The organism is Corynebacterium halotolerans (genome assembly GCF_050107895.1).
In the GTDB taxonomy this organism is placed as follows: domain Bacteria; phylum Actinomycetota; class Actinomycetes; order Mycobacteriales; family Mycobacteriaceae; genus Corynebacterium; species Corynebacterium halotolerans_B.
In genome coordinates this window covers 1-24,379 of sequence record NZ_JBNILW010000006.1, presented here as the reverse complement: position 1 = coordinate 24,379, position 24,379 = coordinate 1, and the positions used below count along the sequence as shown (strand labels likewise).

The window sequence follows — 24,379 nt, the reverse complement described above, 5'->3', positions numbered from 1 at the left end:
CTGTCTCATTGTGCGATACTTGTACTCAAGGTCACCCCTGATCGACCGGTATGGTCGGCAGCGAGTGTACGAAGCAGATTTTCACACGAAAGGTGAGTTTCACCCCATGGCTATTGACGTGTTCTACGACGACGACGCCGACCTGTCCATCATCCAGGGGCGCAAGGTCGCCATCATCGGCTACGGCTCCCAGGGTCACGCCCACTCCCAGAACCTGCGCGAGTCCGGCGTCGAGGTCGTCATCGGCCTGCGCGAGGGCTCCAAGTCCGCCGAGAAGGCCAAGGAGGCCGGCTTCGAGGTCAAGACCACCGCAGATGCCGCCGCATGGGCTGACGTCATCATGATCCTGGCCCCGGACACCTCGCAGGCCCAGATCTTCCAGGATGACGTCGAGCCGAACCTGAAGGACGGCGACGCCCTGTTCTTCGGTCACGGCCTGAACATCCACTTCGACCTGATCAAGCCGGCCGACAACATCGTCGTCGGCATGGTCGCCCCGAAGGGCCCGGGCCACCTGGTCCGCCGCCAGTTCGTCGACGGCAAGGGCGTGCCCTGCCTGATCGCCATCGACCAGGACCCGAAGGGCAACGGCCGTGACCTGGCGCTGTCCTACGCCTCCGCCATCGGTGGCGGCCGCGCGGGCGTCATCCCGACCACCTTCGAGGCCGAGACCGTCACCGACCTGTTCGGCGAGCAGGCCGTGCTCTGCGGTGGTACCGAGGAACTGGTCAAGACCGGTTTCGAGGTCCTGACCGAAGCCGGCTACGAGCCGGAGATGGCCTACTTCGAGGTGCTCCACGAGCTGAAGCTGATCGTTGACCTGATGTTCGAGGGCGGCATCGCCAACATGAACTACTCGGTCTCCGACACCGCCGAGTTCGGTGGCTACCTCTCCGGCCCGCGCGTCATCGACGCCGACACGAAGGCCCGCATGAAGGACATCCTGAGCGACATCCAGGACGGCACCTTCACCAAGCGCCTGATCGCCAACGTCGAGGGCGGCAACAAGGAGCTCGAGGGACTGCGCGCTGAGTACGCCGAGCACCCGATCGAGAAGACCGGCTCCAAGCTGCGCGATCTGATGAGCTGGGTCAAGAACCCGCTGAACGAGACCGCTTAAGGTTTTCGCCGGCCAAGGGTTTCCTCGCGGGAGGAGATCACGGGATCGCACGCAGGCGCCGTGATCCCGCAGAAATCCCGCATCCGATGGCGCTGACATAAGCACGCTGGGTTCTTCCCGCCGTTTCCGGTGGAAGGCACTTCGCGGTGCTGGTCAGCGCCATCGTCTTGGTCCGTGCTCCTTGCGCAGTGTGAAACCTGGAACGGCGTCCTCGGCAGAAGAAACGATCTGCGAGGCCGCCCGTTTTTATCCCGCTGACTGTTCCTGCAACAGGCTTTGTACTGCCGGCATCATTTCATCGGCACATTGTTGTGTCGATCCGCTGGTGCCGTCGGTGAAAAAAGTCGTGCCCAACTGGTGAAGTGTGGCGTCTCCACATGATTCGACTGATTTGTTCATGACACTCGGTTGGGCGGCTCCCGGCGCTTCAGTCATTCCGATTATTGGAGCGGGGGCTACCGGCTCGGCAGCGGTCGAAGGTGCTCGGATGGCGGAAGCCGACTTTCCCTTCGCTTCCTTCGCCGAGGCCTGCCCGCTCGGCCGACCAGGTCAGTGCCGCCTCCGGGGTGCATTGCTACGCGAGCCTCAGCCCCTGTCGCCCCCTTCAGCAACACGAGCGACCCCGCTGTGAGATGGGACTTGCGGGTGGAGCGCGCTCAGTGGTCGTTTTCGGCCTGTGAGACTTCAAACAGTGCGGGTTCAGCCGGCGCCATCGAATGGGAACAGGGGTGGCTGAGCGGGCGGGGTTTCGTTGAAGGAATGCTGCCCACCCGGCCGTGCGGGTGGCGGAGCTGTGTGGGGCGGAGGCGAAGACTCGTGCCGGGTAGCCCCAGCCCCCGGAGGGGCCGGCGGTGACTCCCCGGAGGCACGTGTTCCCTGGTCGGCTGCGGCGGTACCGGCTTCGGGCACAGGTCTCCCGCGGTTCGGGTACCGGGGAGGGCCGTCCTGGGGCTTTTCCACTGTCTCTTCTTCGCCCCGCGTGGTCGTCGTGGGATCGCCATCCGGCGTCTCCGGCCCCTCGCCCGGCCACTGTTGTTTCCGGATCTTTGCTCCACCGGAGTGTTCCTGCCGCTCCGTGTTGTTGACTTCCACCGCAGGGTGCGGATTACCGGGTCGGGGTGGAGGCTGGTAGCCCACCCTGCCGCTGTCCGGGTCACGGGCGACGTGGCCGCGGGCGCCCTGGCCGTCCCGCTGGTCGCGGTTATCGGAGTGATGACGGATGCACACGGCCGCGAGATTGAAGATATCCGTTTCACCTCCCTGCCCATAGGGTTCAATGTGGTGGATTTCGCAGTTGCAGAAAGGCTCGGTGCAGTCCGGGTTCGTGCACACCAGGTGGGACGCGAGCAGCGCCAAGCGCTGCTCCACGGTGGCCAGGCGCTCCGTGCGGCCGATGTGCAGGGGATCACCGCTCTTCGGATGGTGGACGACCACGTAGTTGTACTTGGTGGCGCCCAGTCGCAGGATGTCAGCGGGTGTCATCATGGCCCGGGTATTCGTCGGATAGCGGTGGTCCGCCTCGGGGTTGGTCATGTCCTCGATATCTTTGGCGGAGATGCTCACCACCACGGTGGCCACACCGGTGCTCTTGAGTCGCTCGGCACTGTGGTTGTGCAGGATCACCGATAGCCCGTCGAGCCGGCGCTGGGCCATGGTGCGGGTGTCCTTGTGGCCGGGGTCGTCAACCAGGTGGCCGGACGTCCTCGCGGGAGAAAGCGCGGCCTCCAGCAGCGCCAGCGTGTCCGCTGGCGCGTAGCCGTGGAACTCGGCCCCGCCGTGGCTGTCCTGGCGCCCGATGGTCAGTCGGCGCCGCTTGAACGCGGCGTGCGGGTCGGTGCTCGCACGGTTCGCCTTGACCACCTGGGTGCGGACCCAGTCCCGAAGATCCTCGGGCGTGCGTTTGCCCGCCTCGGTGACTGCCCGGACGTAGAGGTCATTGTGACTGTGCTTGGCATCCCCGTTGAGGTTGTCCAGCTCGCGTTCGATGACGCGGAGCTTCTCCTGACTCAGCCGGGATTTCCGGGCCTGCTCCCGGGCCTTCTCCCGTTGGGCTTCCTGCCGCCGCTGATGCTCCTCAGCCCGCCTGCGCCGCTCCTCCTCCAGGCGGCGACGTTCTTCCGCCGCGCGGCGCTGCTCCTCCTCACTCCGGCCCTCATCCTCTGGCTCCGGCTCCGGTGGTGGGACGGGGGACGGGTCGATGATCTCCCCGTGGTTCTGGTGGCCGAGGCGCAGCCGGTTCATCGCCTCCGGATAGGACAGGTCGAGTTCCCTCATGAGGTAGTCCACGGTGCGGGAGGAGCCGACCCGGTCTCCGGCGCGCGCCCGGTCGGCGGCATAGGCCAGAGCGGCATCGATACCGGATTTGAGGTTGAAGGCCCGCTCCAGGGCCGGGATCACGTCCGCGTTCACGGTGAAGAGAGCGGCATCGGGCTCAGCGACGGCGTCGGCGACCGCCGACGCATGGTGCTCAATGGCCCTGACGTGTTCATGAATGCTGCGCACCTCGGTTCACCCCCGTGTCTGTCCTCGGTGTGGCACCCATCCTAATCCATCTATTCGAACACGTGTACTAATTCCTGGTTAACAGTCAGTCACGATCACGGCACAAACCGCACCACCGACCTCACCCGCAACAGATTTTCAAAAGGCTTTCAATAAGGGTCAGGCTGGGCTAAGCTGCGGGCATGAAGGACTCACGTCACGAGGGGGAAGATCCCGGATACGGCGCCGGCCACCAGGAACCGGCGCAGGGGCACAGTCACGACCACGACCACAGTCATGTGCCGCAGTCGCTGCGGGCTCTCGTCCTGGTGATCATCCTGACCTCCGTGATCTTCTTCGCGGAGCTCATCGGCGGGCTGGTGTCGGGGTCGATGGCGCTGTTGGCGGACGCCATGCACATGCTCTCGGACTCCACGGGCCTCATCATCGCCCTGGTGGCCATGCTCATCGGCCGGAAAGCCGCCTCGGCCTCGGCCACCTACGGCTATCGCCGGGTGGAGGTCTTCGCGGCGATGATCAACGCCACCGTGGTCTCGGTGATCTCGGTCGGCATCGTCATCCAGGCGATCTCCCGGCTGGGCAGGGGTGCGGAGATCAACACGGGGCTCATGCTGCTCGTCGCGGGCATCGGCTTCGTGGCCAACGGCATCTCCGCCCTGGTGCTCATGCGCCACCAGCACGGCAACCTGAACATGCGCGGTGCCTTCCTGCACGTGCTCAGTGACATGCTCGCCTCCGTCGCGGTGATCATCGCGGGCCTCGTGATCCGTTACACCGGGTGGGAGTTCGCGGACACCATCGCCTCGCTCCTCATCGCCGCGATCATCCTCCCGCGTTCGTTGCAGCTGCTCCGCGACGCCGTCGGAGTGCTCCTGGAGCGGGTCCCCCGCGGCGTCGACACGGACCGGATCGCGGCGGAGCTCACCGACCTGGACGAGGTCGAGGCCGTCCACGACCTGCATGTGTGGAGCCTGGACGGCAATGACATGCTCGCCACCGTGCACGTGGTGGTCCATCCCGCTGCGTTGGAGGGCCGCAACTGCGGCGTGCTCGACGCCGCCGACGCCGTGTTCGCGCGCCACGGCATCGGCCACTCCACCGTCCAGCTGGAGCACCCCGCCCACAGTGAACACGAGACCGGGTGCATCGCGGAGCCGCCGGGGCGGCACTAGCTTCCCCGGACAGCTCCCGTCAGTCCGGAATTGTGTCCCGGCACGCGGGGCGCCGTGGCGTCGCTGCGGCCATTCTTTCCGCGGGGGAGGGGGAACCGGGCCCTTTCGTGGCATAAAGTAGGACTGATGCGTTCGTAGTGAACTCGATCGCCCCACGAATCGGAGAGGTATTCCTGTGCAACATTCCCCGTCCCGTGTCCGTCGGCTGACCGCACTCATGGGTGCGGTGGTACTGGGCACAACCCTGCTCGTCGCCTGCTCGAATGAAGATCAGGGTTCCTCGGATTCCTCGACGGTGAGCGGTGCCACCACCGGTGCCGAGGCCGAGGAGCAGGGCATCTACGCCCAGGCGCGGGCAGCCAACCGGGGGCGCAACGTCGCCGAGGAGTTCGGTCAGGCCCCACAGGTGATCCCGGACGAGGCCGGCATCGCCTCCAGCGAGCTCTTCTTCCCGTCCTCGGAGACCCTGATCGTCGCCGGCCCCTCGGACGCGGCCCAGTTGCGCGCAGCGTCGATCGGGGTGGTCACCCACGCCCCGATGCTGCGCTTCGTGCCCGAGCAGCGGGACGCGATCGTCGCCGAGGCCGAGCGGCTGGGCGCGACCCGGATCCTGACGGTCGGCGAGGTCGATCTGCCGGACATCGAGGGGGCGGAGATCTTCGCCGACGACGGCTCGATGGAGGGGCTGGGCGAGATCACCGCCAAGCAGTTCACGGAGCAGGAGGTCACGTCGCCGGCGGAGATGGCGGAGGCCACCGCCGCGTTGGACCCGGACAGCAACACGCTGCTCACCGCCGCGTGGGAGGAGTTCCCGGTCAGCCGGGAGGAGGACGCCGAGAAGCTGCCGGCGCTGCCCGCGGGATCGCGTCGCGACGCCGACGCGTCCCCCGTCATCGTCGCCAGCCCGGAGAGCTCCACGATCGACGTCGCCAATGTCCGTTCCTACGGCGGCGAGGTCCGGTTCATGTCCTTCCCTGACCCGCGGCTGAACGCCGAGACGATGGAGATGGTGGCCGGTCTGGCTGATCAGCCGCTCATCGCACTCGGGGAACAGTTCGGCACCGCAGAGGAACTGGTGGAGAAGATCCAGCTGGGGGAGACGGTGACCACTGAGCTGCCGGGCGGTGGTGGTCTGGTGTTCCCGGGTCGTCGGATGGTGGCGTTGTACGGCCACTACACCGGTCCGGCCCTCGGCGCGATGGGGGAGCAGCCGCCCGCGGAGGCGGTGGCCCGCGTGCAGCAGATGGTCGACGAGTACCAGCAGTACTCGGACGAGCCGGTGATCCCCGCTTTCGAGGTGATCGCCACCGTGGCCTCCGAGTTCTCGGGCGAGGACGGCGACTACTCCAATGAGTTCACCGTGGAAGAGATCCGCCCCTACGTCGATGCCATCGTGGATGCCGGCGGTTATGCCGTTCTGGATCTGCAGTCCGGGCAGGCGTCCTTCCTGGAGCAGGCCAAGCTCTACGAGGAGCTCCTCAAGCACCCCAACGTCGGTCTGGCGCTGGATCCCGAGTGGAACCTGCACCCGGGCGAGCAGCCGATGCAGCGGGTCGGGCATGCGGAGGCCGCGGAGGTCAATGAAGTGGCCACCTGGCTCGCGGATCTCACCCGGGAGAATGAGCTGCCGCAGAAGGCCTTCGTCCTGCACCAGTTCCAGCTGCAGATGCTGCGCGACCGCGAGCAGATCGACACCTCCCACCCGGAGCTGGCCCACGTGCTGCACGCCGACGGCCACGGTGAGCCGGGGCAGAAGTTCGACACCTGGAACGTGATGAAGGAGGGACTGGACCACAACGAGTGGTTCATGGCCTGGAAGAACTTCTATGACGAGGACTTCCCGACCTTCACCCCGCAGCAGACCTACGAGGAGGTTTCCCCGCGGCCGTGGTTCGTGTCCTATCAGTGACACATTCCGGGGGTGTCAGGGCGCGCCTCTCTGTGCATACCTGTAGAGCGATAGGGTAAGCTCAGCTTCTGTCGCACGCCACTGTGTGCCGGCGTGGGCCAGCCCCGGTAGCGACGCGGTCGTGCCGCCCGGGGGCCGAACTTCACCAAATGTCAGGAGATCTCACCTGTGAGCCGTCCCGTAGTTCTCATCGCCGATAAGCTCGCGCAGTCCACCGTGGACGCCCTGGGAGACGCCGTGGAGGTGCGCTGGGTCGATGGCCCGAACCGCCCGGAGCTCCTCGAGGCCGTCGCCGACGCCGACGCTCTGCTCGTCCGCTCCGCCACCACCGTCGACAAGGACGTGCTGGATGCCGCGAAGAACCTGAAGATCGTGGGCCGTGCCGGCGTCGGTCTGGACAACGTCGACATCGACGCCGCCACCGAGCAGGGTGTCATGGTCGCCAACGCGCCGACCTCCAACATCCACTCCGCCTGTGAGCACGCCATCTCGCTGCTGCTGTCCACCGCCCGTCAGATCCCGGCGGCGGACGCCACCCTGCGCGAGGGGGAGTGGAAGCGTTCCTCCTTCAAGGGCGTGGAGATCTTCGACAAGACCATCGGCATCGTGGGCTTCGGCCACATCGGTCAGCTTTTCGCACAGCGGCTCGCCGCCTTCGAGACGACCATCATCGCCTACGACCCCTACGCCAACCCGGCCCGCGCCGCGCAGCTGAACGTGGAGCTGGTCGAGCTGGACGAGCTGATGAGCCGCTCCGACTTCGTGACCATCCACCTGCCGAAGACCAAGGAAACCGCCGGCATGTTCGACGCCGAGCTGCTGGCCAAGTCCAAGAAGGGGCAGATCATCATCAACGCCGCCCGCGGCGGTCTGGTGGATGAGCAGGCCCTGGCCGACGCCATCGATTCCGGCCACATCCGGGGTGCCGGTTTCGACGTCTACGCCACCGAGCCCTGCACCGATTCCCCGCTGTTCCAGCGTCCGGAGGTCGTGGTCACCCCGCACCTGGGCGCCTCCACTGTCGAGGCCCAGGACCGGGCGGGCACCGACGTCGCCGATTCCGTCCTCAAGGCCCTGGCCGGCGAGTTCGTCCCCGACGCCGTGAACGTCTCCGGCGGCCGCGTGGGTGAGGAGGTCGCCGTCTGGCTGGATCTGTCCCGCAAGCTCGGCCTGCTGGCCGGCAAGCTGCTCGAGGAGGCCCCGAACACCCTCGAGGTCGTCGCCCGCGGCGAGCTGTCCACCGAGGACGTCTCCGCTCTCGGCCTGTCCGCCGTCCGTGGTCTGTTCTCCGGCATCATCGAGGAGTCGGTCACCTTCGTCAACGCTCCGCGCATCGCCGAGGAGCGTGGCCTGAACTTCCTGGTGGACACCGCCAGCGAGTCCATCAGCCACCGCAGCGTCCTGGAGGTCACCGCCATCTCCGCCTCCGGCCGGAAGGCCAGCGTGGTCGGCGCCCTGACCGGCCTGGAGCGCGTGGAGAAGTTCGTGCGCATCAACGGCCGCGGCGTCGATCTCCGCGCGGAGGGCCGCAACCTCTTCCTGCGTTACACCGATGCCCCGGGTGCCCTGGGCAAGGTCGGGTCCAAGCTGGGCGAGGCCGGCATCAACATCGAGGCCGCCGCCATGACCCAGGCCGCCAAGGGGGATGGCGCCGTCCTGATCCTGCGTGTCGAGTCCGAGGTTCCGGAGGCGGTCGTTGACGAGATCGCCACCGAACTGAACGGTAACGTCATCCAGTTGGACCTGGACTAGCAGCAGGTGCTCCGCAACCGCCCCGTCGCAGGCTGCGACGGGGCGGTTTTGTCATCTGGCCGCCCGGGTTGCGACGCCCCGCGGAAGGCGGTCAGCCCAGGGCCCGACGGCGGTACTCCGCCGGCGTGCAGCCCTCGACCTTCTTGAATACCTGCCCGAAGTAGGAGACATTCTGCACGCCCCAGCGCTGGAGGATCTGTTCGATCGGGACCCGGGCCAACTGGGGGTCGGTGAGGTCCGTCCGGACCCTTTCGAGGCGCCGTTGCCGCACGTACCGGGAAACGGTGGGGCCGGCGCCACTGAACAGCTGATGGAGGTAGCGGGTGGAGATGAATGCGGCCGCTGCGATCTTGTCGGGGGACAGATCGGGATCCCGCAGGTGCAGCTCAATATAGCGCAGGCAGTTTTCCCGGAGGGTGGCCGCCGTCTCCTCCACCGGTTCCGGATGCGGCGCCTGCTCCCGCAACATCTGCTCGACCATCCCGATGACGTGGTGTGACACGCCCGTACGAGAGTCCCGGGTGAGGGCGGCTGCGCCTACTAACAGGCGTTCGATGAAGGTCCATACCGCCGGGGCGAGACCCCGGTTGGCGTCGAGGGCGGTCGCACTCAGCTGGTGCAGGGTATCCGCCGGGTCGCGGAATCTCGCCAGCGGGATCTTCACGCCGATGGAGCGGTAGTTCCGGGAGCCCTCGATCTGAACCGGGACGTCTGAGGTGTACATGATGAACTGCCCCGGGCGGATCGTGGTGTTCCGGTCGGCCTGCATCAGCCGGAAGTACCCGGACAGCTGGACACTGAGGATCACCTGCGCCTCCGGCAGCAGGTCCACGTCCGCTGCGGTCCGTTCTCCGCCGTGGATCCCGCTGGTCATCTCGAAGATGCTGGCGTCCAACAGGCCGGTGGCGTTGATGCGACCGCTGAATTCGGTCCCCGGGGGCACGTCGATCCCGAACGGCAGGACGGTCTGCTGGACCAACTGCTGCCAGCTCTGCCGGTCCAGGGCCTGCCGTGTCCCGGGAACCGCGGTGCCTACGTCGGGTCCGCCGGAAATTCGCGGATTCAGTGCCACTCGCAACTCCCTTCTGCGGGACCGGTGCTCCTGAGCGCGGCGGGGCGCCGCCGGGCAGTTCAAAATGGTCCGGAGGTGATTTCCCTCAATGTACGCAGCGGGGAAACGTAGTGCAACGCACGACACAATGAAACATGAAAGTGTGATGAATCACTGTGCGCGGAAGTGAGATCGGTATGCACTCCAGTGATATGCGGCACAAAAATGGTGCCATAGAGTGTGGTCAGGTTCACAGCACGGCCGGCAGACCGGCCCCACAGAAGGAGAAGAGCACCATGACCTACCTGCTTGGCTCACACCACGTCACCCTGTCCGTCGCCGGCGCCCAGGAGGACGTGGATTTCCACACCCGTGTGCTCGGGATGCGGTTCATCAAGAAGACGGTCCTCTATGACGGTGCGACACCGGTGTACCACCTGTACTACTCGAACGCGAACGGCGACCCGTCCAGCGTCATCACCACCTTCCCCTGGGCCCAGGCCGGGCTGTACGGCCAGCGGGGCACCAACCAGGCCCGCGAGGTGCTGCTCGCCGTGCCCGCCGGGTCCCTTGATTTCTGGGCGAAACGCCTGGCTGACCACAACGTCCAGGCTCAGCAGCTGGAGGTCTTCGGCGAACGCCGCGTGGCGTTCACCCACCCCAGTGGCATCGAGTACCAGCTGGTGGGCACGGAGGGGGACCCCCGGGTCGGGCACACCGGAAACGGGGTGACCCCGGAAGCTGCGGTCCACGGCATCCACGGAGTGGGCATGCACGTCTTCGACCAGGACCGGATGGTCGACTTCGGAAACGAGGCGTTCTTCTCACAGGGGGAGATCACCGAAGAGGGCGACCGTGCCCGCTTCCGGATCGGCAGCGACTCCCACGGCAACTGGGTGGAACTGACCGGCAACCGCACCGATCCGCAGGGCACCTGGCGCTACGGCGCGGGCACCTACCACCACTTCGCGTGGAACCTGGACACCCTGGAGAACCAGGAGCAGGTGAAGTTCGACATCGAGGGCGCCGGCTACACCGACATCTCGGAACTGAAGGACCGCACCTACTTCAAGTCCCACTACGTCCGCTCGCCCGGCGGAGCACTCTTCGAACTGGCCGTCACCCACGCCGACGGTGGCTGGGACTGCGACGAGTCCCCGGAGGAGCTCGGCTCACGGTTCATGTTGCCACCGCAGTTCGAGTCGGAGCGCGATTCGATCATGAACCAGTTGGAGACCATCACCACCGACGCCGCGATCGACGAGACCGACGGAAAATAATGCCCACCCCACAGCCGGAGGCATACGGAGCAGCCGCCGATGACGCCGCGCTGATCGTCTACGGCGTCCACGGACGGGGCCAGTCGCCGGAATTCATCCGGGGGCTCGCTGACCGGGTCGGAGACCTGGACCGGATCCGGTGGATCATCCCCGCCGCTCCCGGCGGCACCTGGTACCCGACCGGCTTCCTCGCCGATCCCGCGGCGAACCAACCGGCGTTGGATTCCTCGTTGCAGACCGTGGGGGAGCAGTTGGCCACCCTCCTGGACCATGCCGATGTTCCCGTGGTCGCCCTCGGCTTCTCACAGGGCGCCTGCCTGCTGGCAGAGCATCTGCTGACCCACCGTCCCCGGGTGGCCGGCATCATCCTGCACACCGGCGGCTACCTCGGGCCGGAACCCCGCCACTTCGCGGCGCAACCACAGTTCCCGCACACCCCGACGGCGGTGCTCACCGCCCGCGAAGACGAGTGGGTCCCGCTGCAACGCACCGAGGACACCGCCGACGCCCTGTCCGCCGCCGGCGCACAGGTTGCGCTGACCGTCTACGACGACCCCGAACACCACATCAACGACGATGCGGTCGACCGCATGCGGGAACTGCTGACCACGCTCAGCCCCGTCCCCGACGCCGGTTAACCGCACCATCCCACTCAAGGAGAGCCGAACCATGACCGCCACCATCCCCACCACCCACCAGGACGTCCGCCTCAACCCGGGCCCGGAATTCGACGCCCTCATGGAACGCATCGACACCATCCTCCCGCTGCTCGACGAAAGCGGCGAACAGAACGAGGCCCAACGTGCACTCACCGACGACGTGGTCCAGGCGCTGCACGAGACGGGCGTGTTCCGCATCGGAATCCCGGAAGCACTCGGCGGCTACGAGCTGACTCCCCGGCAGACGATCGAGGTGCTGGAGAAGGTCTCCTACGCCGACCCCTCCACCGGGTGGGTGCTCATGGCGCTGCAGATGATCACCGGCACCACCGCCGCCTACCTCCCGGAAGAGACCCAGAACGAGCTCTTCGCCGACGGCAACTACCCGCTGGTGGCCGGGCAGGGCACCCGCGAGGGCGCCGCGGTCCGCGTGGACGGCGGCTACCGGGTGACCGGACGCTGGGGCTTCGGTTCCGGCATGCAGCTGGCCACCCACATCCACTCCGCCGCCTATGACGCGGAGAATGACCGCCACATCGTGGTCACCCATCCGAAGGAACAGGCCACCCTCATCGACAACTGGGACGTGATGGGCCTGCGTGCCACCGGAAGCATCGACTACACCGTCGAAGACCTCTTCGTCCCGGAGGCCTACGTGTATGAGCCCACGACCACCGCGCCCCTGGCCGGCGGCGCCGTCTACCGGCTGGGCCTGGCCAACATGTCAGGCATCTGCCACACCGGCTGGGCCCTCGGCATCGGCCGCCGCGTACTTGACGAGATGAAGACACTCGCCCAGAAGAAGCACGGCGCCCCGGGGGCCGCCGTGGACACGGATCACTTCCACGCCGAGTACGCCCGCGCCGAGGCGCAGCTGCGCTCCGCCCGGGCCTGGGTCATGGAGGTCTGGGCCGACAACGAAGCCACCATCGACGCCGGTGACCTGCTGGACACCCAGCAGGAGACGCTCACCCGTCTCATGCTCAACAACACCACCTGGACCGCCCACGAAGTGGGCAACATCGCCCACCTCTGGTCCGCCACCGCCATGGCCCGCCGCGGCAGGCTGCAGCAGCTGTTCCGGGACCTGAACGTGGGCACCGGTCACATCACGAGCGGCCCCGTGGTCATGCAGGCCTGCGGCAAGTACCTGGCCGGCCTCGCCCCGGAAGCCTTCTGGGCGTTCATCACGCTGATCGAGCCCGGCAAGTAGCAGTCATGAAGGATCCGAGAAACAGGAGGAATCACCGATGACCGCAGCAATCAACCGCGCCGACCCGTCCGCGACCACTCCGGAGGAGATCGCCCGGCATCTCAAGGACGCTTTCCGCAGCCACCCGGCGGGCGTGGCCGTGGTCACCGCCGACCCCGGCGACGGCCCCGTGGGGCTGACCGCCACGAGCGTCAGCTCCGTGTCCGTCGATCCACCGGCCGTCGCATTCTCCCTGTCCGCCGCCTCCACCTCCGCGCCCCGCATCCGCGCCGCAGAACACGTGGTCATCCATCTGCTCAGCGCCGATCAGCTGGAGCTCGCCCAGCTGTTCGCCACCAGTGGGGTCGACCGCTTCGCGGACACCACGAAGTGGGGTCGTCTGCCCACCGGGGAACCGTACCTGCTCGACGCCGGGGTCTGGCTGCGCGGCAGGATCACCGGAGTGCTCGACATCAACGGTTCCATCCTCGCGGCCGTCGAAATCGTGGAGTCTCGCTGCCGGCCCGGGGAAGAACGGACCCCACTCGTCTACTGGAACCGCTCCTGGCACCAGTTGTCCGAGAACAGCACTGTACCGAAAGAGGCGAAATGACCAACCAGCAGGCGCCCCACCGCGACACCGGAGTTCCGGCGGTGACCAGCCGCCGTGGCCGATTCTGGCTACCCGGCGAGGTGGTGGACACCGGTTCCGGCCCCGCCCAGCGCGCTCCGCTCTATGTGGAATGGGAGGTGAAGGACCCGGAGACCACCAGGCCACCGCTGGTGCTGATCCACGGCGGGGGAGGACAGGGCACCGACTGGTTGACCACTGTCGACGGCCGACCGGGCTGGGCCCACCACCTGGTCGAGCAGGGCTACCCCGTCTACGTCATCGACCGCGCCGGGCACGGCCGTTCGCCCTATCACCCGGAAGTGGTCGGTCCCATGGGGCCACCCTTCACCTATCCCGCGGCTCAGGGACTGTTCGCTCCACCGGAGCGGGCCGCTGAGCAGACCGCCTGGGTCTGGGGGAGGGACCCGGGGGACCCGGAGTTCGACCAGCTCACTGCGGGATTCGGGCCGCTTCCGGCTGATCTCGGTTACTCCCAGGACCTCGACGCCACCCGCATCGCCACTCTCCTCGACCAGATCGGGCCAGCCATCCTGCTCACCCACTCGGCCGGCGGACCCGTCGGTTGGGTGGTGGCGGACCGCCGTCCGGACCTGGTCACCGCCATCATCGCGGTGGAACCGATGGGACCCGCCTTCGTGGAATTTCCCGGCATCGGGCGTCTCGACTGGGGGCTGACCGCCGCGCCGGTCACCTATGAACCACCACTGGATTCCCCGGTGGCCGTCGAACAAGCTCGGCCGGAGACCCGTCGAATGCCGGGACTGGCGGGCAAGGAGGTGCTACTGGTCACCGGTGGCGCATCCATGTTCGCCGATTTCGCGGACGACATCGTCACTTTCCTCAACCACGGTGGAGCCGACGCCACCCGGGTACATCTTCCGGACCACGGCATCGACGGCAACGGCCATGCACTGATGAATGAATCCAATTCCGCTGACACGGTCCAGCCTGTCCTGGACTGGCTCAACGCCCGGTAAAACCACGGAAAGCACCCGGCCATGCCACTGTCCTTCACGCACCGCTCCCGCCCCCAGAAAGTCTGTTTCGGTGCTGGCGGGGCGCGGGACCACCTCGCGGTCGAAGTGGCCCGGCTCGGTGCCACCCGGATCCTGCTCATCGCCACCGGCAGCGCCCACGAGTCTGCCACGGCACTGACCGCCGGACTGCCCCTCGTGGCCCGCACCGACGGTGTCATCCAACATGTCCCGGCGGAGGAGGTGGAGGCCACCCGGCTCACCGCGGCCAGGTGTGGTGCGGACCTGCTGGTCAGCATCGGCGGCGGTTCCGCTGTCGGGCTGGCCAAGGCAGTGGCGGTGGCCGACGGCCTCCCGGTCATCGCGGTCCCGACCACCTACTCCGGTTCGGAGGCCACCAGTGTCTGGGGGATGACCGTGGCGGGTTTCAAGGAGGTGCGGCTCAGCGACCGTGCGCTGCCGACCACCGTCATCTACGACCCCGACCTGCTCGCCACCCTGCCCACCGAACTGGCTGGGTTGTCCGCGCTCAACGCCGTGGCCCACTGCGTCGACACGATGTGGGCGAATTCCGTCAGTCCCATCAGCCAGGCACTGGCGATGGAGGGACTGCAGGCGTTGGCCCGCGGTGTCCCGCTTCTGGCCAGCGGGCAGTCGCGGGGACGCGAACTGGGTCTCTACGGCGGTTATCTCGCGGCCACGGCCTACGCCGGCGTCGGCAAGGCTCTGCACCACGAGATCGTCCACGTGCTCGGCGGCATGTGCGGGTTACCCCATGCCCGTACCCACGCCCTCATCCTGCCGTACGTGGCCGCCGTCAACACCCCGGCGGACCCCGGGGCGGCCCGCCGGATCGCCCGGGCCCTCGGCGCCGGGCCGGACCAGGTGGACCGGAATCCGGCGGCCGCGACGGTGGAGCATCTGCTGGCCCTGCGGGAGCCCCTTTCCGGACCCTGGTCGCTGGCCGAACTCGGTGTCTCCGGGGAACATCTTGACGTCCTGGTCCCGGCGATCCAGGCAGAGGTGCCGACGACGAATCCGCGTCCCGTCACCCCGGAACTGCTCCAGCTGATCCTCCAGGCAGCCCGTTCCGGGGCAGACCCCCGCGGACTTCTCCCGCGAGGAACGTACCCCGGGGCCAAGGTGCACCGGGGTGATCGCTGATGGGGGACGCGGTCAGCTGCTAAACTCAGGGAAAGTTCACCTGGTGAGAAAGGAATCCCGCAACATGAAACTTGGAGTTATCGGCGGCGACGGTATCGGTCCCGAGGTCACGGCAGAGGCCCTCAAGGTCCTGCAGACCGTCCGCGATGACATCGAGGCCACCGAGCTCGATCTCGGTGCCCAGCGTTACCTGCGCACCGGCGACATCCTCACCGATGAGGACCTGGCCGCCCTCAAGGAGTTCGACGTCATTCTGCTGGGCGCCATCGGTGCCCCGGGTGAGGTGCCGCCCGGAATCCTCGAGCGGGGTCTGCTGCTGAAGCTGCGTTTCGCCCTCGACCACCACGTCAACCTGCGCCCGTCCAAGCTGTACCCCACGGCCACCAGCCCGCTCGCCGATCCCGGCGAGATCGATTTCGTCGTCGTCCGCGAGGGAACCGAGGGACTCTACGCCGGCAACGGCGGTGGCCTGCGCGTGGGCACCCCCCACGAGGTCGCCTCCGAGGTCTCCCAGAACACCCGCTACGGCGTCGAGCGCGTGGTCCGTGACGCCTTCGCCCGCGCCCAGTCCCGCCGCAAGCACCTGACCCTGGTCCACAAGACCAACGTCCTGGTCAACGCCGGTGGTCTGTGGCAGCGCACCGTGGACGAGGTGGCCACCGAATTCCCGGAGGTCACCGTGGAGTACAACCACATCGATGCCGCGACCATCTACATGGTCACCGATCCGGGCCGCTATGACGTCATCGTCACCGACAACCTCTTCGGCGACATCCTCACCGACCTCGCCGGCGCCGTCACCGGCGGCATCGGCCTGGCGGCGTCCGGCAACATCGACGCCACCCGCACCAACCCGTCCATGTTCGAGCCCGTCCACGGCTCCGCCCCGGACATCGCCGGCCAGGGCATCGCCGATCCGACCGCCGCCATCCTCTCCGCCGCGCTGCTGCTGCGTCACGTCGGGGACGAGGCCAACGCGGCCCGCATCGAGGAGGCCGTGGCCGCTGACGTCGCCGCACGTGGCGACGCCCCGGTGAAGACCACCGAGGTCGGCGACCGCATCGCCGCTGCCCTGCGGTAGTTCCGCACCACACAGTCCCCGGTTGGATGCATGCGTCAGCCGGGGCCTAATGATGTGGCCTAGAGCGCGCGGGGGAAGTCCTGGACCTTGACGATTTCGCCGGTGACGAAATCCCAGGCCTCCACCCGCACGCGATCGGAATAGACCTTGGCGCGCAGGCCGGAGCTGGCGGCGCCATCCAGGATGGCCTCGTCATGATCGCCGTCCGGCAGGTAGGCGTTGAGGATGGCACCGGTGTTGACCACCGGGAAGCCCTGCCGTCCGGCAGCGCCGGTGCCGTCGTAGCGACGCATGCCCCACCAGTCGTTCTGGTGCAGGATCGACGCATGGGAATGGCCCGTGAACATGATGATGTTGTTGTATTTGTTCAGCACCTCCGACAGTGCGGCGAGGTCCTCGAAGTCGTTCTGGTACCAGGCACTGTGCGACATGGAGACGGTCTGCGGCAGCACGTAGTGGGTGAACACCAGGGCGGGCGTGCCCTCGGTCTCCCAGTGGGCCAGGCGGGAATCCAACCAGTCCAGCTGTTCCCGGGAAAGTCTCACGAACGGTTCCTTGCCGCCCCGGTCCACATCCGAGTAGTACTCCGAATTGATGGTGAGCAACGGGACCCCGTCGATCACTGTCTCGCTCCACGCGTTGTCCTGCCCGGAATACTCAAGGAAGCGGTCATTGTAGGTTTCGAATCCTTCTGGACCGTACAGCTCGTGGTTCCCCGCTGTCAGGATGGTGGTGCCGGACCGGTGCGGCGTGCGTGCGGTGGCGGCGTTGAATTCGTCCCACAGTTCCCGGGCGCCGGTGTCCACTTCATCACCGTTGATCACGAGGGCGCCGGCCGGGTCGGGGAGCGCGTTCAGTTGGGATACGGCGTCCTCGTAGTCGGGGATGTCGCCCTGGATGTCCGAGATGATGTCGATGACGGCTTGCGGTTCCCCGCTCACGTCGCCGAGCGGGGAGGTCACCGCGACGTTGTCCACGGCCCAGAACCAGTCATCGTTGCCATTGGAGTAGGTGAAGGTGGCGGTCATCGTGGATGCGCCTTCCGGGACGTTCAGCTCGATCGCTTTATGCGAGGAGAGGCGGTCCGCGTCCAGGCGTAGGACTTCCTGGGAAACACCGTCGAAGGACACGGAAACCTCGGCATACTGTTCCGGTCCGCCCTGCCGGTAGTTCGAGTCGAACTCGAGCATGACCCGGTCCCGTCCGGAGACGTCGATGTCAGGCGTGCCCAGGGAAGCCGCCATGGCATCGGTTCCGTTGAGCCGCTGCTGCCGGGAATCGATGATGGCCACCTGGTCATGTCCCCGGGTGAAGTAGTGGCGCATGTCCGTGCCGGACGCCCAGGTCCAGTCACGGATGGTCGCCAACGTCCAGCCGTTCCACCGCTCCTCGCCTGAAGTGACACCGGTCGTCGTCGACTCCCAGCCGGCTGGCATCTCGTGGGTGAACTTGGCCGGGTTCGGCACATCATCGAAGCCTTCGGTGAACAGCACCTCCTTGGTCATCGGGGTGGCCATCTCTGGATCTTCCGGGCCGCGGTGGTCCTGGGCGGCGGAAGACAGGGAGGAGCCTGAGGTGCCGCCAGAAGACGACAGGACACCGGACTGAGCCGTTGCAGATGGAGCCGCCAAGGAAATTACGAGCACGGCTGTCATGCTGACCTTCAGACGTGAGCAGATGCGGGACATGGTTGCCTTTTCAGAAAATGAGGACGCCCGGTCTCCGGGCGTGAGAACTCGGTCCAGGTTGCCCGACTCATTCGAACGCCACGTTAAAAACGGATGCAGGCCAGCTGAACTTCAACCGAACACCTGCCGGGGTTCACACGTCGCCGGACGCACCCCGCACCGCGGTACTACCGGGACGTCGCAAAGCGACCCCGACGGGACCGGCCGGGCGATAAGCTCGACACCATGTCGGTAGAACTCGAGGAGATCCGCGATTTCCTGGCGGACAATGAACCCTTCACCCGGTTGCCGGCGGAGGAACTGGATGTGCTGCCGGGGAAGATGACCATGGTCTATGCCCGCCGCGGGGAAGAGATCCTGCGCTACGGGCAGACCAATGACCGGCTGCGGATCATCCGTTCCGGTGCCGTCGACGTGCTCGGGGAAGACGGGATCCTGCTGGACCGCCGCGACGCCGGCCGGTCCTTCGGCTATTCCTCGCTGACCGGTGACCCGGTCTCCCGCTACACGATGACCGCGGTGGAGGACAGTCTCCTGCTGTCCCTCCCACGGGCGGACTTCCTCGACCTGGCCGAGCGCTACCCCGACCTCGAGCGGTACTTCTCCGGCCAGTCCCGCCGGATCCGCACCGTGGCCGATGAACTCCGGGAGGATTCCTCCGCGGCCGTCCTGCGCACCCGCCTGGGGGCCTTCAAGATCCCCGAGCCGGAGATCCTGCCCGGCCACACCGCCATCCAGGAAGCTGCCCGCCACATGAACTCGCTGCGGGTGTCCTCGCTGCTGATCGGCACCCCCGCGCACTTGGAGGGCATTGTCACCGACCGGGACCTGCGCGGCCGCGTCGTGGCGGAGGGACTCGACATCTCCCGCCCGGTCGCGGAGATCATGACCGGACACCCCCGCACGGTCTCCTCGGGAACCCTGGCCTTCGAGGCGATGCTCCTGATGGCCGAGCTGCGCATCCACCACCTCCCCGTCATCGACGGCGGCATGGTCACCGGCATCGTCACCGCCGCAGACATCATGCGACTGATGGGCCAGGACCCCATCTACCTGACCGCGGACGTCTCCCGGAAGGAGTCCGTCGCGGAACTGGAGGGGTCGTTCACCCAGGCCTCGGAGATCGGCGTGCGGTTCATCCAGCGCGGCGCCTCGCCGGAGGAGACCGCCGGACTGATGACGATCGTGGCTGATGCACTGGCCCGCCGCCTGCTCACCCTCGCCGAGGAGAAGCTCGGCCCATCCCCGGTGCCCTACGCCTTCGTGGTGCTCGGTTCCCAGGGCCGTCACGAGATGGGCTTCGCCTCCGACCAGGACAACGCACTGATCCTGGACGACACCTATGACGACTCCGAACACGGCGCCTACTTCGCCGAACTCAGCGAGTTCGTCTGTCTGGGACTGGCCCGGGCCGGACAGATCCTGTGCCCGGGAGACATGATGGCCATGAACCCGGAGTGGCGTAAGACGGTCAGCGCCTGGGAACAGACCTTCCACATCTGGGTCACCGCACCCGAACCGGACGCCCTGCTGCACGCCCAGACCTTCTTCGACCTGCGCCCCATCCACGGGGAGCTGGCGCTGGGGGAGCGGGTGCACCGCTCCGCGGTGGCGATGGCCGCCGCCTCCCGCCGGCTGCAGGCCCACCTGGCCTCGCTGGCCGCGCGCCGGGAACCACCCCTGGGGTTCTTCCGGGGTCTGGTCGTGGAGCGCTCCGGCGATTACACCAACACCCTCAACGTGAAGAAGGGCGGGACGGCCGGCATCGTCCAGATGGGGCGGCTGTTTTCGTTGGCCGACGGCATCACCGAGCTGGGGACCCGCAGCAGACTGCAGCTGGCGGCGGGCGGCACGGGCGTGTCGCAGCGCGGCGCCCATGACCTGCTCGACGCCTTCGAGTTCCTCCGTTCGGTCACCTTCCGCCATCAGGCGGAGCAGTTGCGCCGCAAGCAGCAGCCCGACTACCAGATTGATCCGAAGCAGCTGTCGAAGATGGATCGTGAGCATCTCCGGGATGCCTTCCAGATCATCAAGTCGATGCAGACGGCGCTGGCCACGAAATACCCGGTCCGGAGCATCTGATGTTCCGTCGGCACCCGGCCACACGGGCCCGCGGACCGCTGCGCGAATTCTACGGGGTTCCGCCGCCCGGCCCGGACACCCCGGTGGAGGACCTGCCGCTGCTGGCGGTGGACGTGGAGACCACTGGGCTGAAGCCGCGCCAGCACCAGCTGGTCTCCATCGGATGGGTGCCGGTCAACGGACGGTCGATCGACCTGTCCGGGGCCGGATACGTGATCCTGCGGGGAAATGTGGGCTTCACCGTCGGTTCCTCGGCGGTCATCCACCAGCTGACGGATGACGAGATCGCCGCGGGCATCGACCACCCCAGTGCACTGGCCCAGCTGCTGCAGGCACTGTCGGGACGGGCATTGCTGGCGCATTTCGCCGGGATGGAGGCGGACTTCCTCTCGCACGCCTGCCGCCGTCATTTCGGGGCGGAGCTACGGGCACCGGTGGTGGACACCTTCGCACTGGAGCGCCGGCACCTGGAACGGATGGCCACCTATCCGCGGGGGGAGGACCTCCGGTTGGCCCGGGTCCGGCAACGCTACGGGCTGCCGCGCTACGGCAGCCACAAGGCCCTTTCTGATGCGCTGGCCTGCGCGGAGCTGTATCTGGCCATGAGCTCACGCGCGCCCGGGGCGTCGCTGAAGAGCCTGCAGGTTTAGGATGGGGGAGAGGTTGTTAAGTTGAGGGTTCACATAGTTCGCAGTGTGAACCCCCGTTCGTCATCGGAACCCCTCAGCGCGACCGGGGGCGCTGCGGGCTGTATCATGGCAGGCATGCGTTTTGGACGAATTGCCACCCCTGAGGGAATGTGTTTCTGCACGATCGAGGGTGAGGGCGAGGATCACTCCCAGCTCACCGCCAAGGAAATCAAGGACACCCCCTTCACCGAACCCGAGTACACTGGCCGTGAATGGCGGCTCAGCGACGTCAGGCTGCTGGCCCCGGTGCTTCCCAGCAAGGTTGTCGCCATCGGGCGCAACTACGCGGACCACGTCGCCGAGGTCTTCAAGAAGTCCGCGGAATCCCTGCCGCCGACCCTGTTCCTGAAGCCGCCGACATCCGTCGTCGGTCCCGGCGCCGCCATCAAGATCCCGGACTTCGCCACCAAGGTTGAATTCGAGGGTGAGCTGGCCGTCGTCATCGGCAAGCCCTGCAAGCACGTCAAGGCAGATGACTGGAAGTCCGTCGTGCGCGGCCTCACCATCATCAACGACGTCTCCTCCCGCGACCTGCAGTTCGCGGACGGCCAGTGGGCCCGTGCCAAGGGCATCGACACCTTCGGTCCGATCGGCCCCTGGATCGAGACCGACCTCGACAAGTTCGACCTGGACGACCAGAAGATCATGGCCCGCCTGACCCACGAGGGCGAGACGGAGCTGCTGCAGGACTCCAACTCCAACCAGATGATCATGAAGATGGGCGAGATCATCGAGTTCATCACCGCCTCCATGACCCTGCTGCCGGGCGACGTCATCGCCACCGGTTCTCCGGCCGGCACCCAGGCCATGGTGGACGGTGACTACATCGAGATCGAGGTCCCGGGGCTCGGCAAGCTCGGCAACCCGGTCGAAAACGCCTGAGACACGCCGGAGGACACCATGGCTCACGAGGAACACCACCACCACCAGACCCCGCAGGAGGCCGAGGCCTTCTACACCGGGGAGGGCAACCGTTGGTCGGGAAACCCGAATGAGTCGGTGGTCCGCGAGCTGCAGGACCTGACCCCGGGGCGGGCGCTCGACATCGGTTGCGGCGAGGGTGCTGATGTCCTCTGGCTCGCGCAGCAGGGCTGGGACGTGGTCGGCATCGACCACGCGCCCACCGCCGTCCAACGCGCCAAGGAGCTTATCGACGCCGCGGTACCCGACCTGCCGGCCCGGGTCGAGGTGGCCGGCTTCCCCGGTTTCGCCGGCACCGACTTTAACCTGCTCACCTGCGCCTACGGTCAGCTGCCGCGCAGCGCGGACACCTTGTCGGCGCTGCGGGGCAGTCTGCGGGTGGGTGGCACCCTGCTGCTGGTCCACCATGACTTCCCGGATGAGGACGCGGAGAAGACCGCCGACATCATCCTGCCCCGGTGGGCGGCCGAGAATCTCGGCGAGGCCTTCCGGGTGGAGAAACTGGAGCAGGCCACGCGTACCGTCACCGAGGGAGCCGGCGCCCACCACATGGCCGACGTGATCCTGGTGGCCACGCGGGTGAGCTAGTCCAGGCTCCGGGAGTCCCCGGTTCTGTCCGAAGAAACCCGCCACACCTGATGGGTGGCGGGTTTCTTCAGCTTTTCGTGTGGAACGGGGGAGCTGGGGGCGAACGCGGATGTTCCCGGCCGATCACCCCCGGGCAGCCCTCTGCTCCCGGACGACGTTCTTTCCCCCCGGTCAGAGCCCCAATGAGCGCATGATCGTCTGCAGCTTCGCGGTGGTTTCGTCGAACTCCTGCTGGGCGTCGGAGTCGGCCACGATGCCGCCGCCCGCCCAGGCCCGTGCCGTCGTGCCATCCGCGGACACCTCCGCACAACGGATGGCCACCATGTACTCACCGTCGCCGGCCGCATCGCACCAGCCGACGGCACCAGCGTAGAAACCACGGTCCGATTCCGCGAGCCGGATCACGTCCTCCGCGGCGTCGGTGGGCGTGCCGCAGATCGCCGGGGTGGGGTGCACGCGCAGAGCGAGTTCCAGGGCGGAGGTCTTCGGGTTGCGCAGCGTCCCGGTGATCGGAGTGGCCAGATGCCACATCTCGTTGGTGCGCGTCAGTTCCGGGTGGGCGGGGATGTCCAGTCGCGAACACAGTGGCGCCAGGCTGGCCCGGAGATGATCGACCACGTAGAAGTGCTCCTCGATGTCCTTGGCGGAGGAGCGCAGCTCCTGGGCGATCACGGCGTCGCGGTCCCGGTCCGGGTGCCGGGGTGCGGAACCTGCCAGGGGGTAGGCGGTCACCGTCGATCCCTGCCGTTTGATCAGCACCTCCGGGGAGGAACCGACCAGCATGCGACCGGCGAACTCGTTACCGGCGGGGGACAGGTCGGCGATGAAACCGTCCCGGTTGCGGGAGTTGTCGATCAGCCGGGCGGCCACCAACAGCGGATCCACGGCCGGTTCGAAACCGATCTCCACGGCGCGGGCCAGCACCACCTTCTGCAGCCGGGAATTGCGGATCGTCCCGATTGCGGCGTTGACCCGGTCCAGGTGCTCCTCCGGGGGAGGATCCAGCGTCAGCAGACGGGCGTTGAGACGGCTGCCCGGTCCGAACCGGTAGTAGGAGTGCGGCTCCAGGGGACCGTCCTCCCGGATGATCGTCTCCGGCACGGTCAGGGCCGCCGGGTCCTCCCGGGCAAACGGCAGAGCGCCGACGACCATCTCCAGCTCACCACGGTGCAACGTGTCGACGGCGTCCCAGGGGTTGGTGAAGGTGCGCTTGGCCCCCTGGGTACGGACCGATCCGTGTGCCCGGGAAAGGAGGAAATCGGGCGCGGTCGACGGTCGCTTTTCGTGCATGGTGATCCAGTTTAGCGAGTGGGTTTTGCAATCCCCAGATCAGTCGCCGAACATGCTGGAGTGACTCATATTCGTCTCATCTCCGTTTTATCCGTCGGCCTACTGACCCTGGGCACGGCAGCCTCCGCGTCGGCTGCGGCGTTCCCGCTGTCCTCCGATTTCCCCTTGCCCGCGACGGTGTCGGGGTCCTCGGGTTCCCCCGGTTCCTCCGGGCCCAGTCTGCCGGGGTTGTCCTCGCACGAGGCGGAGCCGATCGACTACCCCGGCTATCCCAGGATCGTCCCGGACACCACCCAGCGGCTTGAGGTCCCGGTACCGGGGTACGGCACCCGCGACGTGGTGATCTCGCTGCCGGAGGACTACGACCCGGCGCAGTCCTACCCCGTGTGGCTGGCCTACCCGGGACGTTTCATTTCCCCTGAGCACATGTCCACCGACACCGGACTGCAGGTGGCCTCGGACGCGATCGTCGCCTACGCGCGCGGCAAGGGCGGCGCGTTTGCCGGCTCTTCCGGTTTCGGAGTGCGTAGCGGGGTGAAGGAGGCCACGGCAGGTTCAGCGGGTCACCACAACATATAGGGGTCCCCGGTGTGAAGATGAAAGTTCCTACACAACCATCTGCACACACCAG

At 67.1% G+C, this 24,379-nt stretch carries 20 protein-coding genes; 16 read left to right on the top strand and 4 right to left on the bottom strand.

Features of this window, described 5'->3' with window-relative positions; all coding sequences use genetic code 11:
- Nucleotides 1–106 precede the first annotated feature (106 nt).
- Nucleotides 107–1,120, top strand: a complete 1,014-nt coding sequence (gene ilvC / locus ACQCVD_RS07400; RefSeq protein ID WP_426823095.1) for a ketol-acid reductoisomerase — start codon at nucleotides 107–109, stop codon at nucleotides 1,118–1,120.
- Nucleotides 1,121–1,819: 699 nt separating this feature from the next.
- On the opposite strand, the gene ACQCVD_RS07395 is transcribed toward ilvC, so the two are convergent.
- Complete coding sequence (locus ACQCVD_RS07395; protein WP_426823094.1) at nucleotides 1,820–3,622, bottom strand: DUF222 domain-containing protein; 1,803 nt, start codon at nucleotides 3,620–3,622, stop codon at nucleotides 1,820–1,822.
- Between the two features lie 182 nt (nucleotides 3,623–3,804).
- Here ACQCVD_RS07395 and ACQCVD_RS07390 point away from each other — a divergent pair, with 182 nt between their 5' ends.
- The 3 genes from ACQCVD_RS07390 (at nucleotide 3,805) to serA (ending at nucleotide 8,455) form a co-directional block, all read left to right on the top strand.
- Nucleotides 3,805–4,794: a cation diffusion facilitator family transporter gene (locus tag ACQCVD_RS07390; protein WP_426823092.1), complete on the top strand. Its 990-nt coding sequence runs from the start codon at nucleotides 3,805–3,807 to the stop codon at nucleotides 4,792–4,794.
- A 175-nt stretch (nucleotides 4,795–4,969) separates the two neighbouring features.
- Nucleotides 4,970–6,703, top strand: a complete 1,734-nt coding sequence (locus ACQCVD_RS07385) for an MBL fold metallo-hydrolase (protein WP_426823091.1) — start codon at nucleotides 4,970–4,972, stop codon at nucleotides 6,701–6,703.
- A gap of 159 nt (nucleotides 6,704–6,862) precedes the next feature.
- A complete protein-coding gene (gene serA / locus ACQCVD_RS07380; protein WP_426823235.1) occupies nucleotides 6,863–8,455 on the top strand; it encodes a phosphoglycerate dehydrogenase in 1,593 nt (530 codons plus the stop codon).
- A gap of 91 nt (nucleotides 8,456–8,546) precedes the next feature.
- Here serA and ACQCVD_RS07375 read toward each other — a convergent pair whose 3' ends face one another.
- Nucleotides 8,547–9,527: a helix-turn-helix domain-containing protein gene (locus ACQCVD_RS07375; RefSeq protein WP_426823090.1), complete on the bottom strand. Its 981-nt coding sequence runs from the start codon at nucleotides 9,525–9,527 to the stop codon at nucleotides 8,547–8,549.
- A gap of 275 nt (nucleotides 9,528–9,802) precedes the next feature.
- Between ACQCVD_RS07375 and ACQCVD_RS07370 the strand changes: the two genes are divergently transcribed.
- The 7 genes from ACQCVD_RS07370 (at nucleotide 9,803) to ACQCVD_RS07340 (ending at nucleotide 16,490) form a co-directional block, all read left to right on the top strand.
- Nucleotides 9,803–10,786, top strand: a complete 984-nt coding sequence (locus ACQCVD_RS07370) for a VOC family protein (RefSeq protein WP_426823089.1) — start codon at nucleotides 9,803–9,805, stop codon at nucleotides 10,784–10,786.
- Nucleotides 10,786–11,424 carry an alpha/beta hydrolase gene (locus tag ACQCVD_RS07365; RefSeq protein WP_426823088.1) on the top strand — a complete coding sequence of 213 codons (639 nt, stop codon included), beginning with the start codon at nucleotides 10,786–10,788 and terminating at the stop codon, nucleotides 11,422–11,424. Before ACQCVD_RS07370 ends, ACQCVD_RS07365 begins: the two co-directional genes overlap by 1 nt.
- Before the next feature lie 31 nt (nucleotides 11,425–11,455).
- Entirely contained in the window at nucleotides 11,456–12,658 is a 1,203-nt protein-coding gene (locus tag ACQCVD_RS07360; protein ID WP_426823087.1) for an acyl-CoA dehydrogenase family protein, read from the top strand.
- 37 nt (nucleotides 12,659–12,695) lie between these two features.
- Nucleotides 12,696–13,250: a flavin reductase family protein gene (locus ACQCVD_RS07355; protein WP_426823086.1), complete on the top strand. Its 555-nt coding sequence runs from the start codon at nucleotides 12,696–12,698 to the stop codon at nucleotides 13,248–13,250.
- The gene (locus tag ACQCVD_RS07350) at nucleotides 13,247–14,248 is read left to right on the top strand and encodes an alpha/beta fold hydrolase (protein WP_426823085.1); all 1,002 of its coding nucleotides are present in this window, start codon (nucleotides 13,247–13,249) and stop codon (nucleotides 14,246–14,248) included. The genes ACQCVD_RS07355 and ACQCVD_RS07350 overlap by 4 nt, the downstream gene beginning before the upstream one ends.
- Before the next feature lie 21 nt (nucleotides 14,249–14,269).
- Complete coding sequence (locus ACQCVD_RS07345) at nucleotides 14,270–15,409, top strand: iron-containing alcohol dehydrogenase (protein ID WP_426823084.1); 1,140 nt, start codon at nucleotides 14,270–14,272, stop codon at nucleotides 15,407–15,409.
- A gap of 64 nt (nucleotides 15,410–15,473) precedes the next feature.
- Nucleotides 15,474–16,490, top strand: a complete 1,017-nt coding sequence (locus ACQCVD_RS07340; protein ID WP_426823083.1) for a 3-isopropylmalate dehydrogenase — start codon at nucleotides 15,474–15,476, stop codon at nucleotides 16,488–16,490.
- 59 nt (nucleotides 16,491–16,549) lie between these two features.
- Here the strand turns inward: ACQCVD_RS07340 and ACQCVD_RS07335 are convergent, their stop codons facing one another.
- Entirely contained in the window at nucleotides 16,550–18,145 is a 1,596-nt protein-coding gene (locus ACQCVD_RS07335; RefSeq protein ID WP_426823082.1) for a metallophosphoesterase, read from the bottom strand.
- Nucleotides 18,146–18,403: 258 nt separating this feature from the next.
- On the opposite strand from ACQCVD_RS07335, the gene ACQCVD_RS07330 reads away from it, so the two are divergent.
- From ACQCVD_RS07330 to ACQCVD_RS07315, 4 genes are all read left to right on the top strand, one after another.
- The gene (locus ACQCVD_RS07330; RefSeq protein ID WP_426823081.1) at nucleotides 18,404–20,260 is read left to right on the top strand and encodes a DUF294 nucleotidyltransferase-like domain-containing protein; all 1,857 of its coding nucleotides are present in this window, start codon (nucleotides 18,404–18,406) and stop codon (nucleotides 20,258–20,260) included.
- Nucleotides 20,260–20,910, top strand: coding sequence for an exonuclease domain-containing protein (locus ACQCVD_RS07325; protein ID WP_426823080.1), 651 nt, complete (start codon nucleotides 20,260–20,262; stop codon nucleotides 20,908–20,910). Before ACQCVD_RS07330 ends, ACQCVD_RS07325 begins: the two co-directional genes overlap by 1 nt.
- A gap of 114 nt (nucleotides 20,911–21,024) precedes the next feature.
- Nucleotides 21,025–21,831, top strand: a complete 807-nt coding sequence (locus tag ACQCVD_RS07320) for a fumarylacetoacetate hydrolase family protein (protein ID WP_426823079.1) — start codon at nucleotides 21,025–21,027, stop codon at nucleotides 21,829–21,831.
- Nucleotides 21,832–21,849: 18 nt separating this feature from the next.
- Nucleotides 21,850–22,458 (top strand): class I SAM-dependent methyltransferase, encoded by a 609-nt coding sequence (locus tag ACQCVD_RS07315; RefSeq protein ID WP_426823078.1) that lies wholly within the window; start codon nucleotides 21,850–21,852, stop codon nucleotides 22,456–22,458.
- 171 nt (nucleotides 22,459–22,629) lie between these two features.
- Here ACQCVD_RS07315 and ACQCVD_RS07310 read toward each other — a convergent pair whose 3' ends face one another.
- On the bottom strand, nucleotides 22,630–23,748 hold the full coding sequence (locus ACQCVD_RS07310) for an isochorismate synthase (protein ID WP_426823076.1): 1,119 nt from the start codon (nucleotides 23,746–23,748) through the stop codon (nucleotides 22,630–22,632).
- 60 nt (nucleotides 23,749–23,808) lie between these two features.
- Between ACQCVD_RS07310 and ACQCVD_RS07305 the strand changes: the two genes are divergently transcribed.
- On the top strand, nucleotides 23,809–24,327 hold the full coding sequence (locus tag ACQCVD_RS07305) for a hypothetical protein (RefSeq protein WP_426823075.1): 519 nt from the start codon (nucleotides 23,809–23,811) through the stop codon (nucleotides 24,325–24,327).
- Nucleotides 24,328–24,379 lie beyond the last annotated feature (52 nt).

What these genes read in the sequence shown, in the direction of transcription:
- ACQCVD_RS07365 (WP_426823088.1), top strand. Translation starts at nt 10,786, where the DNA reads ATGCCCACCCCACAGCCGGAGGCATACGGAGCAGCCGCCGATGACGCC.
- ACQCVD_RS07355 (WP_426823086.1), top strand. Translation starts at nt 12,696, where the DNA reads ATGACCGCAGCAATCAACCGCGCCGACCCGTCCGCGACCACTCCGGAG.
- ilvC (WP_426823095.1), top strand. Translation starts at nt 107, where the DNA reads ATGGCTATTGACGTGTTCTACGACGACGACGCCGACCTGTCCATCATC.
- ACQCVD_RS07335 (WP_426823082.1), bottom strand. Translation starts at nt 18,145, where the DNA reads ATGACAGCCGTGCTCGTAATTTCCTTGGCGGCTCCATCTGCAACGGCT.
- ACQCVD_RS07390 (WP_426823092.1), top strand. Translation starts at nt 3,805, where the DNA reads ATGAAGGACTCACGTCACGAGGGGGAAGATCCCGGATACGGCGCCGGC.
- ACQCVD_RS07340 (WP_426823083.1), top strand. Translation starts at nt 15,474, where the DNA reads ATGAAACTTGGAGTTATCGGCGGCGACGGTATCGGTCCCGAGGTCACG.
- ACQCVD_RS07310 (WP_426823076.1), bottom strand. Translation starts at nt 23,748, where the DNA reads ATGCACGAAAAGCGACCGTCGACCGCGCCCGATTTCCTCCTTTCCCGG.
- ACQCVD_RS07330 (WP_426823081.1), top strand. Translation starts at nt 18,404, where the DNA reads ATGTCGGTAGAACTCGAGGAGATCCGCGATTTCCTGGCGGACAATGAA.
- ACQCVD_RS07315 (WP_426823078.1), top strand. Translation starts at nt 21,850, where the DNA reads ATGGCTCACGAGGAACACCACCACCACCAGACCCCGCAGGAGGCCGAG.
- ACQCVD_RS07325 (WP_426823080.1), top strand. Translation starts at nt 20,260, where the DNA reads ATGTTCCGTCGGCACCCGGCCACACGGGCCCGCGGACCGCTGCGCGAA.
- ACQCVD_RS07345 (WP_426823084.1), top strand. Translation starts at nt 14,270, where the DNA reads ATGCCACTGTCCTTCACGCACCGCTCCCGCCCCCAGAAAGTCTGTTTC.
- ACQCVD_RS07320 (WP_426823079.1), top strand. Translation starts at nt 21,025, where the DNA reads ATGCGTTTTGGACGAATTGCCACCCCTGAGGGAATGTGTTTCTGCACG.
- ACQCVD_RS07370 (WP_426823089.1), top strand. Translation starts at nt 9,803, where the DNA reads ATGACCTACCTGCTTGGCTCACACCACGTCACCCTGTCCGTCGCCGGC.
- ACQCVD_RS07350 (WP_426823085.1), top strand. Translation starts at nt 13,247, where the DNA reads ATGACCAACCAGCAGGCGCCCCACCGCGACACCGGAGTTCCGGCGGTG.
- ACQCVD_RS07360 (WP_426823087.1), top strand. Translation starts at nt 11,456, where the DNA reads ATGACCGCCACCATCCCCACCACCCACCAGGACGTCCGCCTCAACCCG.